Source organism: Bacillus sp. 179-C3.3 HS, from assembly GCF_047229225.1.
GTDB lineage: Bacteria > Bacillota > Bacilli > Bacillales > Bacillaceae > Bacillus.
In genome coordinates this window covers 30764-46752 of the sequence record NZ_JBFEFT010000028.1, presented here as the reverse complement: position 1 = coordinate 46752, position 15989 = coordinate 30764, and the positions used below count along the sequence as shown (strand labels likewise).

18 protein-coding genes are annotated in these 15989 nt (G+C 41.2%); 15 read left to right on the top strand and 3 right to left on the bottom strand.

Annotation, left to right across the window (positions count from 1 at the left end; genetic code table 11):
• Positions 1 to 216 precede the first annotated feature (216 nt).
• The 3 genes from AB1K80_RS15370 to AB1K80_RS15360 all read left to right on the top strand — a co-directional run bounded on the left by AB1K80_RS15370 (position 217) and on the right by AB1K80_RS15360 (position 1610).
• Positions 217 to 825, top strand: coding sequence for a hypothetical protein (locus AB1K80_RS15370; RefSeq protein ID WP_412857673.1), 609 nt, complete (start codon positions 217 to 219; stop codon positions 823 to 825).
• A 198-nt stretch (positions 826 to 1023) separates the two neighbouring features.
• Positions 1024 to 1314, top strand: a complete 291-nt coding sequence (locus AB1K80_RS15365; RefSeq protein ID WP_412857672.1) for an RNA polymerase alpha subunit C-terminal domain-containing protein — start codon at positions 1024 to 1026, stop codon at positions 1312 to 1314.
• Positions 1315 to 1346: 32 nt separating this feature from the next.
• Positions 1347 to 1610 carry a CPCC family cysteine-rich protein gene (locus AB1K80_RS15360; protein ID WP_412857671.1) on the top strand — a complete coding sequence of 88 codons (264 nt, stop codon included), beginning with the start codon at positions 1347 to 1349 and terminating at the stop codon, positions 1608 to 1610.
• Positions 1611 to 1727: 117 nt separating this feature from the next.
• Here the strand turns inward: AB1K80_RS15360 and AB1K80_RS15355 are convergent, their stop codons facing one another.
• Entirely contained in the window at positions 1728 to 1922 is a 195-nt protein-coding gene (locus tag AB1K80_RS15355; RefSeq protein WP_412857670.1) for a hypothetical protein, read from the bottom strand.
• A 122-nt stretch (positions 1923 to 2044) separates the two neighbouring features.
• Here AB1K80_RS15355 and AB1K80_RS15350 point away from each other — a divergent pair, with 122 nt between their 5' ends.
• The gene (locus AB1K80_RS15350; RefSeq protein WP_412857669.1) at positions 2045 to 2419 is read left to right on the top strand and encodes a WYL domain-containing protein; all 375 of its coding nucleotides are present in this window, start codon (positions 2045 to 2047) and stop codon (positions 2417 to 2419) included.
• Positions 2420 to 2499: 80 nt separating this feature from the next.
• On the opposite strand, the gene AB1K80_RS15345 is transcribed toward AB1K80_RS15350, so the two are convergent.
• Entirely contained in the window at positions 2500 to 3705 is a 1206-nt protein-coding gene (locus AB1K80_RS15345) for a DUF418 domain-containing protein (protein ID WP_412857668.1), read from the bottom strand.
• Between the two features lie 225 nt (positions 3706 to 3930).
• Between AB1K80_RS15345 and AB1K80_RS15340 the strand changes: the two genes are divergently transcribed.
• The 7 genes from AB1K80_RS15340 (at position 3931) to AB1K80_RS15310 (ending at position 10393) form a co-directional block, all read left to right on the top strand.
• Positions 3931 to 4626, top strand: coding sequence for a response regulator transcription factor (locus AB1K80_RS15340; RefSeq protein WP_412857667.1), 696 nt, complete (start codon positions 3931 to 3933; stop codon positions 4624 to 4626).
• On the top strand, positions 4613 to 5920 hold the full coding sequence (locus AB1K80_RS15335; RefSeq protein ID WP_412857665.1) for a histidine kinase dimerization/phospho-acceptor domain-containing protein: 1308 nt from the start codon (positions 4613 to 4615) through the stop codon (positions 5918 to 5920). Before AB1K80_RS15340 ends, AB1K80_RS15335 begins: the two co-directional genes overlap by 14 nt.
• Positions 5921 to 5953: 33 nt before the next feature.
• Positions 5954 to 6379, top strand: coding sequence for a phosphate-starvation-inducible protein PsiE (gene psiE, locus AB1K80_RS15330; protein ID WP_412857663.1), 426 nt, complete (start codon positions 5954 to 5956; stop codon positions 6377 to 6379).
• Between the two features lie 177 nt (positions 6380 to 6556).
• Positions 6557 to 7510 carry an ABC transporter substrate-binding protein gene (locus tag AB1K80_RS15325; protein ID WP_412857661.1) on the top strand — a complete coding sequence of 318 codons (954 nt, stop codon included), beginning with the start codon at positions 6557 to 6559 and terminating at the stop codon, positions 7508 to 7510.
• 73 nt (positions 7511 to 7583) lie between these two features.
• Positions 7584 to 8600 (top strand): FecCD family ABC transporter permease, encoded by a 1017-nt coding sequence (locus tag AB1K80_RS15320; protein ID WP_412857659.1) that lies wholly within the window; start codon positions 7584 to 7586, stop codon positions 8598 to 8600.
• The gene (locus AB1K80_RS15315) at positions 8593 to 9630 is read left to right on the top strand and encodes a FecCD family ABC transporter permease (RefSeq protein ID WP_412857657.1); all 1038 of its coding nucleotides are present in this window, start codon (positions 8593 to 8595) and stop codon (positions 9628 to 9630) included. Before AB1K80_RS15320 ends, AB1K80_RS15315 begins: the two co-directional genes overlap by 8 nt.
• Positions 9631 to 9649: 19 nt before the next feature.
• The gene (locus AB1K80_RS15310) at positions 9650 to 10393 is read left to right on the top strand and encodes an IucA/IucC family C-terminal-domain containing protein (protein WP_412857655.1); all 744 of its coding nucleotides are present in this window, start codon (positions 9650 to 9652) and stop codon (positions 10391 to 10393) included.
• A 15-nt stretch (positions 10394 to 10408) separates the two neighbouring features.
• Here AB1K80_RS15310 and AB1K80_RS15305 read toward each other — a convergent pair whose 3' ends face one another.
• Positions 10409 to 11290, bottom strand: a complete 882-nt coding sequence (locus AB1K80_RS15305) for an endonuclease I family protein (RefSeq protein WP_412857653.1) — start codon at positions 11288 to 11290, stop codon at positions 10409 to 10411.
• Between the two features lie 180 nt (positions 11291 to 11470).
• Here AB1K80_RS15305 and AB1K80_RS15300 point away from each other — a divergent pair, with 180 nt between their 5' ends.
• The 4 genes from AB1K80_RS15300 to AB1K80_RS15285 all read left to right on the top strand — a co-directional run bounded on the left by AB1K80_RS15300 (position 11471) and on the right by AB1K80_RS15285 (position 15960).
• A complete protein-coding gene (locus AB1K80_RS15300) occupies positions 11471 to 12697 on the top strand; it encodes a pyridoxal-phosphate-dependent aminotransferase family protein (protein ID WP_412857651.1) in 1227 nt (408 codons plus the stop codon).
• Positions 12698 to 12848: 151 nt separating this feature from the next.
• Positions 12849 to 14039 (top strand): MFS transporter, encoded by a 1191-nt coding sequence (locus tag AB1K80_RS15295; RefSeq protein WP_412857649.1) that lies wholly within the window; start codon positions 12849 to 12851, stop codon positions 14037 to 14039.
• 89 nt (positions 14040 to 14128) lie between these two features.
• Positions 14129 to 14857: an NPP1 family protein gene (locus AB1K80_RS15290; protein WP_412857681.1), complete on the top strand. Its 729-nt coding sequence runs from the start codon at positions 14129 to 14131 to the stop codon at positions 14855 to 14857.
• A 251-nt stretch (positions 14858 to 15108) separates the two neighbouring features.
• Entirely contained in the window at positions 15109 to 15960 is an 852-nt protein-coding gene (locus AB1K80_RS15285; protein WP_412857648.1) for a DUF72 domain-containing protein, read from the top strand.
• Positions 15961 to 15989 lie beyond the last annotated feature (29 nt).

The window sequence follows — 15989 nt, the reverse complement described above, 5'->3', positions numbered from 1 at the left end:
TCGATACATTTCATTCAACATATATACCTTTAAAATAAAAAAGATTGTAGAAAAACATGAGTTTCTCTACAATCTGAGACGAACTTTTTAAGTTCGTCTTCTTCTATTTTTAAGAGATGTTGGATAAGGGGATCCTCATGGAGGTAGTTACTACAAGTTAATGAATAAATCCGAAAAAATATATGAAGAAAATTAAAAAGGGAAAGGAAATAGGATATGATTCATCTAGATTATGTACAAAGTAAATTCAATATTGACCTAATGAATGATTCCTTTAACGAGGTACCGCTAAGCCTTCATATTGAACTAGAAAAAGAAATGTATCAGTTTGATGATCAAGGCGATTTAAATTCATGTTACTTTACGAAGGTTTATCATGTTGCAATAAATATATTTGATGAACTTTTTGGGGAAAACGATTCATTGTTCTTCGTCACCATTGTTCGAAGCGAGCATTCATTACGAAGGCCGATCGGTGTATATCGTAAGTATTCAACAAAAACGAATCAATATAGACTCAATGCAAAAAGTATTAAAGATGAGAATGGGAACGTATTTCAGTATTCTTTAGAAACACAAAAACAGCATATAGAGTACAAGAAAATCATAAAGGCAATATGTCATCAAGATTTTAAAGGGATGACTCCGAGGTTCAATGATAAATCTAGTCAGTATCCTGAAGTATTCTTTATCAATAAAGATAAAGGTGTTATTTATCATATTTATGACGACAGAGGGGCATTTTTAATCTTTAAGGATGAAAGAAAATATGAAGAATTTAAAGCGAAGTATCGTACTTTCATGGTAGGAGAAGATGATAATTAAAAGGAGTTTTCTTATTCTTATACAAACTACAAACCAAAATTCAATTAATATGATAGGTGTTAGTCATGACAATTATGAAGGTAAAGGAGAAAAAGCTTTAAAAGAATTGATATGTTGAACGAAGCAGGATTGTGCAATAAAAACATACAGGGCTTTTATAAAGTAAAACTGAACCAAAATGTATTGGGAGGCGTTAAATTGAGAGCTGAAAAAAGTTTAAGGGTTTGTGAAAAAGGACATGAGTATTACAAAAGTAGTGCTTGTACAAGCTGCCCTACTTGCAATAAAGAAAATAAACCTGCAAGTGGCTTTCTGTCGAAATTAAGTTCACCTGCCAGAAATGCCTTAGTGCACGAAGGAATTGATACTTTGCAAAAACTATCACAGTACACCGAAAAGGAAATTTTGAAACTCCATGGGATTGGACCAGCCTCTTTACCAAGTATGAGGACTTCATTAGAAGAAGAAGGTTTATCATTTAAACGATAATAGTGAAATGAAAGGAATGAGAGGGGAGCTTCGTGACATATACTTGTCCTTGTTGTGGATACAAAACATTAGATGAAGAACCACCAGGTACATATGATATTTGTGATATTTGTTTTTGGGAAGATGATGGAACTCAATATGAAGACCCTGATTATGTAGGGGGCGCAAATGTGGTTTCATTAAAACAAGCACAGCGAAATTTTATGGCATTTGGGGCTAGTGATGAATACAGTATTGTGCTTGTCAGAAAGCCAAATCAGCGAGACATTAAAGACCCGAACTGGAAACCGTTCTGAGGGTCATGTCCAAATGAAGTTGGGAAATGAGTTTTTCCAGAGTAAAGACACAAAAACTGCGTCAAATCATTTACATGAAATTTGACGCAGTTTTTTATTTTCTGTTGCCACTAAGGATCATCCTTGATAGTGGCCGCCGCTTTGATAAGGGCTGTACTGAGGATAATGTCCATGGTGGTGGTGATGCCCATGATGATGATGCCCGTGATGATGGTGGTGATGACCATAAGGGTAATGATGGTAAGGATAATAAGGGTAGTATGGATAAGATGGGTAGCCATGGTGGTGTCCAGGATGTTGTTGCATTGTCATGTTTATTCCTCCTTGAATGTTAGACTCTTTACCACCATATGCATTGCCAAAGAAAAAGTATTAGGCACAATGCCTATATTGCGAACAACAAAAAGAACATCCTTTCAACTCAATAAAACACAGTGTTATACAAGTGGAACATCTATAGATGTGACTTTATGAAGGACTTGATAATTGAAGAAGAAGTAAGAGACACCTTTACGAAGGAAGAATTAAAAGCACTGCAGCTCGAGTACGAAAAAACTTATCATGATATCTCATTTAAATGTCGATTAACGGAACAAGGAAAAGAAAAGTTTTTGAAGAATCATTATCCGAATATGAGATTGGAGATCATTGAAGATACTCCATATATTATGGGTGGGTACAACCAAGAAGAATTAGCGTATATGACCCATTATTTGATCTCATTTGGGAAACATGTGAAAATTGAATACCCAGATGAATTAAAAGAGAGTTATTTGACTCAATTGCAAGAAATGATTGATCAGTATTGAAAGTGGACGGATTGTATCTGAAGCATAAAAAAAATCACATATTAAAAAAAGGCGAACTGTAGCAATTCGCCTTTTTTCTTTTACTTCGCCGCATGAAATGTATTTGTTTTCGGTTGATCATGTACCTTCCCATACGTCAGCTGCCTCCAAATAAACTCCATCGGTCCATACTTAAATCGTTTTAACCATAACGTACTGAAGAGCATAAGGAAGACATACACGCCAATAGCCATGAAGAACGTACCAGCCGGCTGAAGATGTTCGGCAAGCCCGGCTCCATATTTCAAAAAGAGCCATGTTCCAATGATCGAGTGAAGCAAATAACAGGTGAGTGACATCCGTCCGACTTTGGTAAAGACCATCAAAGCACCTCGCAACTGAGGAACATGCAGAAACAGCATTGCAAGTGAACTCATGTAGAACATACTCCCGGTTAGTCCCCCGTTTTGTTCAAGAGCAGAGATCGTGTCCATCCAGAGCGTATTGTCAAAAGGATTGACCGCGGTCATGATCGTACTGCCTTGTGTGATGAGAAAAGCGATTGTACAAATGATCCAAATACGATTCCAAATCGCTTTTTTCGTCTCCATGTTCTTGAAAAACGCCATTTTCACGAAATAAACGCCAAGTAAAAACATGAAGAACATGGAATAGACGGTGGAAAAAGAACTGGAAGCCATTGTGACCATATCTGTCCACCGGTCACTGATGGATGCTAAATAAGTCAGACTGTTGTGGCTGGTCAGCTCGAAATCAGCAAACTTCGGCTTGCCTGATGATCCTGTACTGAGGGTATTGAGCAGCATGGTGAAAAAGGGTGTGAGCAATTGAATCACAAAGAGTGTGATGAGCCAGTATAGGATGGTTTTGGCTTTGCGTTTGTAAAAGAAAAGCAGTAAAAAGCCAGCGACAGCATAATAGGCCAAAATGTCACCAATCCAAACAAAGGTTAAATGCAGAAGACCAAATCCTAAGAGAATGGTTAATCTGCGGGCAAATAGTTTGTTTGGATTGTCCACTTTTTGAGAAGCTCGATCCATAAAAATCATAAAACCAACCCCAAATAGGAAAGAAAATAATGTAATGAATTTCCCTGAGGCAAACCAATTCACGAAGTTATGAAAGACGTCATTTGACCCCATATCGAACCCCTTCGCCGAATCTACAATCAAAAAATAATTGACCAACATAATCCCTAATAAAGCGAATCCGCGTACGATGTCCAAGAAATGAACCCGTTCTTTGAGACTCATGGGTTGTCCGTGTTCTACTTTGCTTACATTCATATCAATGCTCCTTTTCATTAAAGATTGATCCTTCAATGACTCAATATACAGCCCAATTCTTAACCATTTATGAAGATCCAATTTTTTGAAAATAAATGTGACGAATTGATGGCAAATGATCATATTCATAAACACTTAAGATTTATGGTGTATCTTTTCACATAGCTAGATGATATATAGTAAACACATAAAAGATTGAACATCATGAAGGATGAGGTGAGAGACTTGACCCATCGAATATTAGTTGTAGAGGATGATCAAGATATTGGTGATCTTTTAGAGGAATCCCTTACGCGCGCAGGATATGAAGTGCTAAGAGCCATGGATGGAGAGAGTGCATTGAGGCTTGTACACAGTGCGATAGATTTAGTACTGTTAGATGTGATGATGCCAGGCCTTTCAGGAATTGAAACATGTCAGGAAATGAGAAAAACCTCAAATGTACCGATTCTATTTCTGACAGCCAAATCAAGTATATTCGATAAAACTGAAGGATTACTTGCTGGTGGAGATGATTATATGACAAAACCCTTTTCAGAAGAGGAGCTTCACGCTAGAGTCATTGCACAATTGCGTAGATATACCATCTATCAGGAGAAGAAGGAACAGGGGGAGACCTATTTAGTTGGCGGCAAGCTGAGGGTGAGTGAAGAATTTAATGAAGTGTGGAAAGATGGACAGCAAATCAAGTTGTCTGATTTAGAATATCGGATATTGAAGCTGCTCATGAACAAGCGAAATAAAATATTTTCTGCTCAAAATATTTATGAAAGTGTGTGGGGCCAGCCTTATTTTTATTGTTCAAACAATACGGTGATGGTGCATATCCGAAAGCTGCGTGCCAAAATTGAAGATGACCCAGCTCGTCCCGTGTATATCAAAACGGAATGGGGGAGAGGATACCGATTTGGCACATCGTAAATATTCGTTAACCAAAAAACTGTCCCTCTTGATTTTGGTGGCTGCCATCGTGAGTGGTGTTGTTTTTTTGACACTGCAAAAGATCACCGATGATTTGATCGAAGGATATTTGAGTTCGGATGAGTATGATCAAGAAGAGTCAGCCAGGTACATTCAAACATTCAGCCGCTTCGTTTCAGAGCATGAGCTGACGTCAACGGATCGAAGAGCGTTCGACGAATGGGTGAAAAAAGAGAATTATATTAATCTCACCATTTTCAAGGATGAAGTGCTGCAATATGACTCGATTTACGCTGCCACTGACGAATCCGCCTATGGGGAAGAAAAGATGACCGAGTACGCACAGCGTCATTCATACCCGGTTAAATTCAGTGACGGAGAAGGCCGCGTCATGGTGGACGGGTTTTACTCATCTCGATATTACGATCTTGCTTTTACACTAGAGCTGCTAGGTGCGACCCTTATCTTTCTTATCATAGTGCTTTTGGGCATTCGTCGAAGCCTGCGTTATTTACAAACGATCCGCGAAGAGATTCATATTCTTGAAGGCGGAGAGCTAGATTATGAGATGACAGTGAAGGGGCATGATGAATTGGCCATGATTGCCAAGAGCATTGAGGATTTAAGAACAGCCTTTTTAGACAAGCTTCAAGCCATTGACGATCTGCAGGAAGAGAGCCGCAGCTTGGTGACCGAAATGTCGCATGATATGAGGACACCACTAACATCACTGATCATGAATCTGGAATTTGCGAAAAAAGAGGAGGCTCTAGCGGGTACCCGCAAGGAGCAATATATAGCCAATGCCTATGGAAAGGCCTTGCAATTAAAGAACCTGTCTGATCATCTGTTTGCTTATTTTCTGCTTGATAAAGAGCACGAGTCTGAGCTTGAGAGCGTTGCAGTCAAAGAAGTGATGTATGACCTACTGTCAGACCAGATCGCTTTGCTGCATCAGGAGAATTTTACGGTCCATATATTAGGCGAAATGCCAGATAGTTATATCAATGTGAATGTTGAAGAGCTTGGAAGAGTGTTTGACAATGTGATGTCAAACTTACGTAAATATGCAGATCCAGACAAGGACATTCACATCACATTCTTATCTGATCAAGATCTCTTTGAGATCCATGTGTGCAATGCGATAAAAAAGACAAATATCGTACCGGAAAGCAATGGACTTGGGGAACGAAGCATCAAGCGAATGATGTCCCGAATGCACGGACAATTTGAAAGTACAGAAAAGAATAATGCCTACTACAGCGTGCTACGATTTTGGAATACAAAAATGTAGAGGGAAATAATCATGGAATGGAGAAACAATCTGATGAAATTCATCAATATCCAAAAGGTACCTGATCTTTTGCAAGCCCTTCTGAATATCTGCTTGTTTTTTCTAGCGATTGCGCTAAGCGTACTCTTAATTAGTGAAACATGGTACATCGTGCAATTCGTCTACAAAACATTGTTTAACAAAGGAGAAAGCTATTATGGGATGCTTGGCGAGCTGTTGATCTTCTTTATGTATTTTGAGTTTATTGCCTTAATTATTAAATACTTTAAATCAAACTTTCATTTCCCGCTTCGCTATTTCATTTATATTGGCATCACAGCTGTCATCCGTTTAATTATCATTGATCATGAACAGGCCGTATCGACGTTTTGGTGGGCACTGGCCATTCTTGCGATGACATGTGCACTCTTTATCGCGAATAAAAGACATTCTGCACATGTGCATGAGGAAGTGAAGTGAGGAAGAAGACGAACTGAAAAAAAGTTCGTCTTTTTTGATTAGCGGTTTGAGGGGCTTTTCTACTATTTCATTAAAAAATGACATTGACACCATTCTTTTCTATGATAAAATCAAATTGTGATAATGAGAATCGTTATCAAATACTGTGATGATATAGAGAATGGATAGGTGAGATACATGTTCAAAAAATCTTTTTGGTCGTTGTTAGTTGTGCTCTCCATCGTTTTACTTGCAGCTTGCGGCAACAATAGCAGTGAAGGCAAGTCTGATAGTCAAGAGAAAGCAAGAACTGTTGAAAGCGCTATCGGCTCAACTGAAATAAAAGGTTCGCCTAAACGTGTGGTGACGTTATACCAAGGAGCAACAGATGCAGCAGTTGCTATGGGCATCAAACCAGTTGGTGTTGTAGAGTCGTGGCTTGAAGCACCTACATATCAATATTTAAGAGATGATCTAAAGGATGTTACAATTGTTGGGCAGGAAACGCAGCCAAACTTAGAGGAGATTGAAAAGCTCAATCCAGATGTGATCATTGCATCAAAAGTGCGCCATGAGCAAATTTTTGATCAGTTGAAAGAAATCGCGCCAACTGTTGCCACAGAAACAGTGTTCACTTTTAAAGAGACAGTAACATTAATGGGTGAAGCGTTAAATCAAGAGGACAAATCGAAAGAGCTGTTAACGAAGTGGGATGATCGTGTCGCTGACTTCAAAGAAAAGGCAGAGAAGAACATCAAAGGCTGGCCAATGAATGTGGCAGTGGTCAACTTCCGTGCAGATCATGCAAGAATCTATCAGACTGGATTCGCAGGATCGATTTTAACAGAGTTAGGCTTTGAAGGTCCGAAGAATATCAAAGATAAAAAGCTAGACATTGTCACACTCACAGATAAAGAGAGCATTCCGCAGATGAATGCTGATGTGATCTATTACTTTATGGATGATCAAGATCAGGCGGTTAAAAAAGCGTATCAAGAATGGACAAATCATCCTTTATGGAAGCAGCTTGACGCCGTCAAAGCGAAACAAGTGCATCAAGTAGATGAAATTACTTGGAACATGGCTGGAGGTATCATTGCGGCGAACATGATGCTTGATGACATTTATGATCGTCTAAATATTGAAAAATAAAACATAGCAGAGGAGAAAATGTGATAAAACCATTTTCTCCTTTTTTCCATCACAGATTGAAAGCGGGAATCGTATGAGAAGTTTATTGAAAAAAGATTCGAGCAAGGCGCTGCTATTTGTTGGATTCATCTTGTTGATGTTGGTCTTTTTTATGCTCAGTATTTCCCTTGGGCAAACCTCTATTTCCCTCAAAGCGACCATCCATGCATTTCTTCATTTTGATGAATCAGATCCTAACAGTGTCATTGTCATGACATCCAGATTATCGAGAGCGTTAATTGCCACCGTGGTGGGATCGAGTTTAGCGATTTCAGGTGCATTGATGCAGGCATTAACGAGAAATCCACTTGCTGCGCCTGATCTATTAGGCATAAATGCAGGCGGTTTATTTTTGATTGTCATTTCGATCATTTTCTTTTCATCAGAGTCATTAACGAGCTATATGTGGACAGCCTTTTTAGGTGCTGCCATTGCGGGGGTGCTTGTGTTCCTATTAGGCTCTATTGGAAGGGATGGACTCACACCTGTCAAAATTGTGCTTGCTGGTGCCGCGATTTCGGCTTTGTTTGCGTCCTTCACTCAAGGGCTGTTAATTGTGAATGAACAGTCGATTCAAAGTATTTTATTTTGGATGGCTGGATCTGTGTCGGGTCGAAGTATCGATATGCTTCTCCCTGTTCTTCCTTATATGTTAGGAGCTACGGTTGTGGCGTTGCTACTTGGGCGTTCAATCAATGTTCTTTTATCAGGAGATGATATAGCAAAGGGGCTCGGTCAGCGAACACTCACGTTGAAAATCACGATGGGGGTGCTCGTTGTCCTATTAGCAGGCGGTTCTGTCGCTGTGGCTGGCTCGATTGGCTTTGTTGGTTTTCTTGTGCCGCATATGGTGAAAAAGCTTGTCGGACCGGACCACCGCTGGGTGTTGCCGTATTGTGCTGTAGTTGGGGCCTCGCTTTTACTAGTCGCAGATCTTGCAGCTCGATTTCTCATTATGCCTCAAGAAGTGCCGATAGGCGTGATGACCGCAGTAGCAGGCGCTCCTTTATTTGTTTATCTCGTTCGCAGGGGGTTGAAGACGAGTGGCTAAAACATATACAGTCCGCTCTATGGGTGGACGCATTTCCTTTCAATTTTCACGGCGAACCTTTTTCATATTACTCGTATTGACGGTGGTTGCCTTTGGTTTATTTATCTTGAGTCTAAGTATGGGGAGCCGGTTTATTCATCCGGTGGATGTACTCCTTCACTTAACCGGTCAAGGAGAAGGGAATCGCTTTGTGTTAAATACGTTAAGAATTCCTAGAACCTTGCTTGCTGTCCTAGTGGGGGCTGCACTTGCGGTATCAGGGCTCATTTTACAAGGGTTAATTCGAAATCCACTCGCATCGCCTGACATTATTGGCATAACAAGTGGTGCTTCGTTTGGGGCCATTATGTTTATCGTCTTTTGGATGGGGACTGTGCCGATTGCGTATCAGTCATTATGGGCGATCGCAGGTGCGATTGCTGTGTCCTGTCTCATTTATGTGCTGTCTTGGAAAAAAGGTGTGAAGCCGATTACGCTTGTTTTGATGGGGATAGGGATTTCCGCCATTATGAAAGCATGTGTGACATTTACTCTTGTTTTAAGTGATACGATGACCACCACGAAGTCTTATATTTGGTTGACAGGAAGTTTATATGGTTCGACGATGAAAGATGTTGTCGCCATGCTCCCTTGGGTGCTCATCATTTTTCCAATCGTGCTCATCTTAGCAAGAACGATGAATGTAAAAGAGCTTGGGGATGACCTTGCGACAGGGCTTGGGGTCAGTGTGCAGGCAAAGCGATTATTCTTTCTACTTATGAGTGTCATATTAGCTGGTGTTGCGGTCGCATTTGCGGGTGGTATTGAATTTGTTGGACTGATGGCACCGCATGTGGCGAGGATGATGGTCGGTCGTTCGTTTGTTGCCCTCGTTCCAGCATCAGCGCTCGTCGGAAGTATTCTCGTCATGTTGGCAGACCTCGTTGCAAGAACTGCTTTTCTACCGTTAGATGTGCCAGCAGGTGTATTTACCGCAGCAATTGGTGCACCATTCTTTATTTATTTGTTATATCAACAACGGAATCGATAAGAAAAATGGGGGTATTGATATGAAGCCGGTGTGGGTGGAGAGAGAATTACTTGATTTTGGGGTGTCGATCACAAATAAACCAAAGGTAACAGGACGCACGCTTGCTACACTGTATTCAGAAGAATCTCTCACGCGCCTTTTGGAAGATGAAAAGATGAAGATGCATGCGCCGAATCTTGCTGTAGCAGCTTCCATGTTTTCAAAGCGTTATGCGTACTTAGTTGTCAGTTCCTCTTTATCCTTGATGACCTTGTATGATGGCATGTATCAATTTTCACCTGCGGCTTGTGTATTTCGAGAGGATCGGAAAATAGAGCTCGATGAATCATTCTGTACATTCGTACAAGTAGATGGAAACCGTGAAGCGTGGAGAAAGAAGGTCGTGCATTCGCTCTTTACACAGTGCGTCACACCTCTTTTAGACGTCTTACATCGCGTATCAAGACTCCCTTTCTCCATCCTATGGGAAAATGTAGCCGTACGGGTGAACTCGCTTTATCGCCATATGATGCAAGAAGCGGAAGACCTTGCGGTGAAGGAGCGGATAAAGGAGGACTATCTTTTTCTAAAGCAGGCAGATGGTGATGTATTTGGGACGAAACAACATCCGTTTCAGCAAAGTTTAAATTTACATGATGGTTTGCTTGAAACATCCAATCGAAAGACTTGCTGTATGTATTACAAGCTTGAGAAGAAGTCTGAAAGTCTTGATTATTGTCTCGTCTGTCCGTTAGAAAAAAAGAAAGGCACTGCCTGTCAGTAGCAGTGCCTTTTTGCGTTAGTTCCAAATCGCACTCACCCATTCTGGATGATCTATGAATGGATTTCGGTTGTGCTGATAGCTTTGATCAATGATATTGTTTCGATTGCGCTCCATTTGGTCAACAGGATCTTGCTGATGCCATTTGAGAAGCACTGACATTTTGCCGTGAAGAGGAGCGCTACCGTTATTCACTTTGTTGTTCAATTCTAAATCTGGAAAGCGGTCATCTCCTTCGTAGCGAACAGCCATATAAAAGAGCATTCTCGCCACATCTCCTTTTACTCGGTTGTGTGGTTCGAATGAATCTCCATCATAAAAATTCCCCGGCGCCCCTTTGTATTCATTTCCTCCAAGGTCAAAGTCCAAATTACCTCGTGTGCTATTCGTTTGAACATCTGTCGCACGAAGGTGATGAAGGTCTGTTCCTGGCCCTTGACTTGTCCCGAAGTTGCCGTGTGATTTCGCCCAAACGTGTTCTCTATTCCACTGGCCGACATTTCCGCCATTCGATTGCTTGGAACGAGAGATGCCACTATAAAGTAAAAGAACATTGTTCCGATTATTTGGATCCTCATCTGTTGCTTTTAGCGCATTCCATACCTCGCTGTAAGATAGTTGTGTATGATCATCAATAATATCGTGTAGGGCTTTCTTGAGCGCAGATCCTGATTTGCCTTTAGCAGATTGATAATAGGAATCGATATTTCTAGTAGAGGCTACTTGTTGGGTAGATGCTTCATGCTGGAGCTGAAATGGGGTAAAGGTGATCGTTTCCCTTGGTTCCTTTAGAGTAAAGCTTTGTGCATTTGCTTGGTCAGTCTGGGGGAATGGGGAGATCAATGAGCCGAGAATCATGATACCGGCAACCACCGTTCCAAATCGTCGTCTATTCGTCATTCTGTTTCCTCCTTATTGGGAATGTTATCTCTTTATTTCTACCATATTGTGTTGGAGAAATAAATGAGTTTATTGTAAATATTCTGTCAAGTGTTCATAAAAAGAGATTGCTATTTTTAATGTATTCCTGTATAAGTTGGCATATAAGGATGGACAGCAAGGGAAAGGATGGATCAGCTCATGAAAGAATTACAAACACCGTCTAGAACCATTATGACACCAGGACCTGTAGAAGTAGACCCGAGAGTATTGCGGGTGATGAGTACACCGATTCTTGGTCAATTTGACCCTGCATTTACTCAAATCATGAATGAAACGATGACGATGTTGCGATCGCTCTTTCAAACCAAAAATGAATGGGCTTACCCGATTGATGGTACGTCTCGTTCGGGACTTGAAGCTGTGCTTGCCAGTGTCATCGAGCCAGGGGATGTCATGCTGGTCCCTGTATTTGGCCGCTTTGGTCACTTGTTAATTGAGATAGGACAAAGATACGGTGCTGACGTACGTACAATGGAATGCGAATGGGGAAAGGTATTCGAAGAGGAGACCATTATCGATGAAATACAGAGAATCAAACCACACATTGTAGCGATGGTTCATGGAGAAACGTCTACAGGAAGAATACAGCCGCTACAAAACATTGGACAGGCATGCCGCAGACTTGATGCGCTATTGATTGTAGACGCGGTAGCGACCATTGGCGGAGTAGAGGTGAAGGTGGACGAATGGTACATCGATGCGGCCATCGGTGGAACCCAGAAATGCTTGTCTGTTCCATCAGGGATGTCACCAATCACGTACAATGAACGCGTTGCTGCGGTCATTGAATCGAGAAAAAAAGTGGAAAAGGGCATTGCGACACAAGACGAATTGGAAGAGCAAGTTCATATTTCCCCTATTAAAAGCAATTACTTTGACCTCAGCCAATTGCAAGATTATTGGAGTCCAAGACGATTAAATCATCATACAGAAGCAACAACCATGCTATATGCACTGCGAGAAGGGGTTCGTCTTGTACTGGAAGAAGGGTTGTCTGAACGATTTCAGCGACATCAGTTTCACGAGAAGGCGCTAATGAGCGGTCTTCAAGCCATGGGCCTTGAATTGTTCGGCGACCCAACCTGCAAGATGCCAGTGGTAACATGCATTCACATTCCAAACGGCATTGACGGTGAAGCTGTACGTGCTGAATTGCTTCAACACTTTGGAATTGAAATAGCCAGTTCATTTGGGCCGCTTGCGGGGCAGATATGGCGAATTGGCACAATGGGGTACAGCTGCCGGAAGGAAAACGTTCTATTTGTTTTAGCAGGCCTAGAAGCCATTCTGATCAAACATGGTGCCAAGGTGACTTGTGGAGCAGCGCTTCAAGCGGCACTTGCGATCTATGATCAAGCTGAATAAAGGATGACTGAATACTCGCTATAGGCGGGTATTTTTTTTGGATAGGCGACTTTTTTGGAAAAACTAGACTTATAGAGAACGAAATCGATATACTGAATAAGATCTTATATTTGTTATGATTTTCATTTTTTTGCAGAAAGAGGTTTTTCAGATGAAGAAGATGGGCAGATTGTATATCCTCATGCTGAATATTTTCATTGCGATGCTCGGTTTTGGTCTGATTGTCCCTGTCATGCCAAGTTATATCGAAGCCTTTGGTGCAACAGGAAAAACACTTGGATTTCTCGTTGCTGCGACAGGCTTTACGCAGTTTATTTTGTCTCCAATCGCCGGTGTACTCACCGATCGTTTTGGCCGGAGAAAATTGATTATTGCAGGGATTGCTGGTTTTACGATTGCACAGTTTATTTTCGCTTTTGCTGATCAGCTTTGGATGCTTTTTGTGTCTCGGTTTTTAGGTGGAGCTGCGGGGGCGTTATTAATGCCTGCCATGTTTGCATACATTGCTGATATAACGAGTGAAAAAGAACGCGCTAAAGGGATGGGGCTTTTTAGTGCAGCGATGACGTTAGGGTTTGTCATTGGACCAGGCGTAGGCGGTTATTTGGTGGAGTTCGGGATAGCCTTTCCATTTCTAATAGCAGGTTCCTTTGCAGCGTTATCCACCCTACTATCGATTATTTTTTTACCTGAAACGTTAACAAAGGAAAAGCAGGCCGAAGCTCGGTTGAATCAAGCCTTTCATTTCAATCCTTTTACTCAAATGATTCAGGCTTTAAAAAAATCGTATGGCTTCTTGTTTATATTGGTCTTTGTCCTGAATTTTGGGATCATTCATTTTGAGTCCATTTTCGGCTTATACGTCGATCAAAAACATGAATTTACACCGAAGGATATTGCATTTGTGATTACTGTGGCTGGTCTCGCAGGGGTGTTAGTTCAAGGCGCTTTAGTCGGGGTTTGTGTGAAACGATTTGGTGAAATGCGTGTTGTTCGCTTTGCTTTGTTAAGTGCGGCATTTATGCTCATTGCCTGTCGCTATGCTCCTTCCTTTTGGTCTATTTTTATATGTTCAATCCTCTTTTTAGCGGCGACTTCTTTCGTACGTCCAGCTCTCAATACATTGCTATCCAAAATGGCAGGGAACCGCCAAGGGGTAGCAGGCGGCTTGAACACTTCTTTTATGAGTCTTGCCAATATCGTCGGGCCGAGTCTTGCGGGAGTTTTGTTTGATGTGAATATAGAGCTACCTTTTATGTTTGGAACCATTGTGATTGGCATCAGTTTTATTGCGTCGATGATTTGGATGAAAAAAGTACAGCATAGTGGGGCCATATCGTAAAGATTATAGTGGACCTACAGTCATTTTTATTTTAGGAATGAAGGGTATTTAGAAAAACTTGAAAACGATGATAAAGGGAGATGAAGAGAATGAAAAAATTTATTTTTGCAGTTATACTTTTTGTTGTAACCGTTTTTAGTTCAGCGGTGCCACCGACAGTTCATGCCGCTGAGATTGATCATGACAAGGTAGTTGGCTTTAGAGAAGTGACGCCAACAACAGTTACACAGAAAGCGGCCAAAAAATTTCAGCCTTTTTTAAAAGTATGGCATGGATGTGTGCCATTTCCAGCTGTTGATGCTGATGGAAACACAAGCCGGGGATTGAAGACAACCGGCTCACATAATGGTGGCTGCAGCAGCAATATTGGTCAAGTGTATACACGTTCTGATTGGTATAATGGCAAATGGGCGATTATGTATGCTTGGTATTTCCCTAAAGATAGTCCATCACCGGGCATGGGTCACCGTCATGATTGGGAATCAATTGTTGTGTGGATCGATAACCCAGCTGTTGACAACCCGCGTGTCCAATCCATTGCATATTCCGGTCATGGGAAGTATAAGAAAGTAGCTCCAAGTGCAGCAAGTCTATTAGGAACCAATCCATTGGTAGGGTACAATAGCACTTGGCCATTAAATCATGAGTTAAACGTGAGTGGCAATGCGAGTGGAAAAGGCATGCAGCCTTTAATTGGTTGGGATGATCTGACGCCTGCCGCAAGACACGCTTTGAATACAACAGACTTTGGCAGCGCAAACGTACCGTTCAAGGATAGTAACTTTAGGAACAACTTATCAAAAGCTTGGTATCAATAATTTTTCAGTCTTCGTGACGAAAACCGATCAGCCTGTATGAGGGATTGATCGGTTTTTTCATTTTAAAATGTCATCTCTTCTAATTGTTGAGATATTTTTTGAATCTAAGAATGACCTTCCTACTAGTCATCTTCATGCAGAATAAAGGGGAAATGTGTTATCTTGTAGACAGGAGAATTTCTTTAGATTCATGGTATTCCAAGAATAGAAACGAACGTATACATACCTATTGTTGGCAAGAGGTGACCTATATGATTTATATCGGATTAACAGGCTGGGGAGATCATGATCGACTATACCCACCAAAAATAAGTGGCGCACAAAAGCTATTTCATTATGCTTCGACGTTCCCCATTGTGGAATTAGATGCAAGTTTTTACGCGATACAGCCTGAGCGCAATCATGAGAAATGGATAAAGGATACACCGGATGCCTTTCAATTTATCGTGAAAGCATACCAAGGAATGACCGGACACCAAAGAGGTGAGATTCCGTTTGCTTCGAAGGAAGACATGTTTGACGCCTTTATTGTTTCTCTGACGCCACTTATTCGTGAAGGGAAACTGGGCATGGTCCTGTTTCAATTTCCTCCATGGTTTGATTGCAAAAAGGAACATGTTCAATATTTAAGATGGTGTAAGGAAAAGATGGGCGACATACCGTGTGCACTCGAATTCCGAAACCGGACATGGTTTTCAGACGATTTTTATATGCAGACCTTGTCCTTTATGGAGAAAGAGGGGTGGATTCATTCCGTCTGTGATGAACCACAAGTCGGAGAAGGATCCATTCCGCCAGTCATACAAGCCACACACCGTGAAAAAACGTTAGTGCGTTTTCACGGAAGAAATAAACAGGGATGGCTTCACCCTGCCAATCATGAAAACTGGCGTGAAGTCCGTTATCTCTATTTATATAATGAGGCGGAATTAAAAGAGTGGAAAAAGAACCTCGATATTTTGCATCAGCAGTCAAAAGATGTATATGTCGTGTTTAATAATAACTCTGGCGGAGATGCAGCGACAAATGGGCAACAGATGATTGATTTGCTGGACATCACCTATTCGAACTTATCTCCGAAGCAGTTAGATTTATTTCATTAGAGGAGCTACGGCTTTTCACCACCGGTTCA

What these genes read in the sequence shown, in the direction of transcription:
- AB1K80_RS15325 (WP_412857661.1), top strand. Translation starts at nt 6,557, where the DNA reads ATGTTCAAAAAATCTTTTTGGTCGTTGTTAGTTGTGCTCTCCATCGTT.
- AB1K80_RS15285 (WP_412857648.1), top strand. Translation starts at nt 15,109, where the DNA reads ATGATTTATATCGGATTAACAGGCTGGGGAGATCATGATCGACTATAC.
- AB1K80_RS15345 (WP_412857668.1), bottom strand. Translation starts at nt 3,705, where the DNA reads ATGAATGTAAGCAAAGTAGAACACGGACAACCCATGAGTCTCAAAGAA.
- AB1K80_RS15300 (WP_412857651.1), top strand. Translation starts at nt 11,471, where the DNA reads ATGAAAGAATTACAAACACCGTCTAGAACCATTATGACACCAGGACCT.
- AB1K80_RS15355 (WP_412857670.1), bottom strand. Translation starts at nt 1,922, where the DNA reads ATGACAATGCAACAACATCCTGGACACCACCATGGCTACCCATCTTAT.
- psiE (WP_412857663.1), top strand. Translation starts at nt 5,954, where the DNA reads ATGAAATTCATCAATATCCAAAAGGTACCTGATCTTTTGCAAGCCCTT.
- AB1K80_RS15305 (WP_412857653.1), bottom strand. Translation starts at nt 11,290, where the DNA reads ATGACGAATAGACGACGATTTGGAACGGTGGTTGCCGGTATCATGATT.
- AB1K80_RS15290 (WP_412857681.1), top strand. Translation starts at nt 14,129, where the DNA reads ATGAAAAAATTTATTTTTGCAGTTATACTTTTTGTTGTAACCGTTTTT.
- AB1K80_RS15370 (WP_412857673.1), top strand. Translation starts at nt 217, where the DNA reads ATGATTCATCTAGATTATGTACAAAGTAAATTCAATATTGACCTAATG.
- AB1K80_RS15295 (WP_412857649.1), top strand. Translation starts at nt 12,849, where the DNA reads ATGAAGAAGATGGGCAGATTGTATATCCTCATGCTGAATATTTTCATT.
- AB1K80_RS15320 (WP_412857659.1), top strand. Translation starts at nt 7,584, where the DNA reads ATGAGAAGTTTATTGAAAAAAGATTCGAGCAAGGCGCTGCTATTTGTT.
- AB1K80_RS15310 (WP_412857655.1), top strand. Translation starts at nt 9,650, where the DNA reads ATGAAGCCGGTGTGGGTGGAGAGAGAATTACTTGATTTTGGGGTGTCG.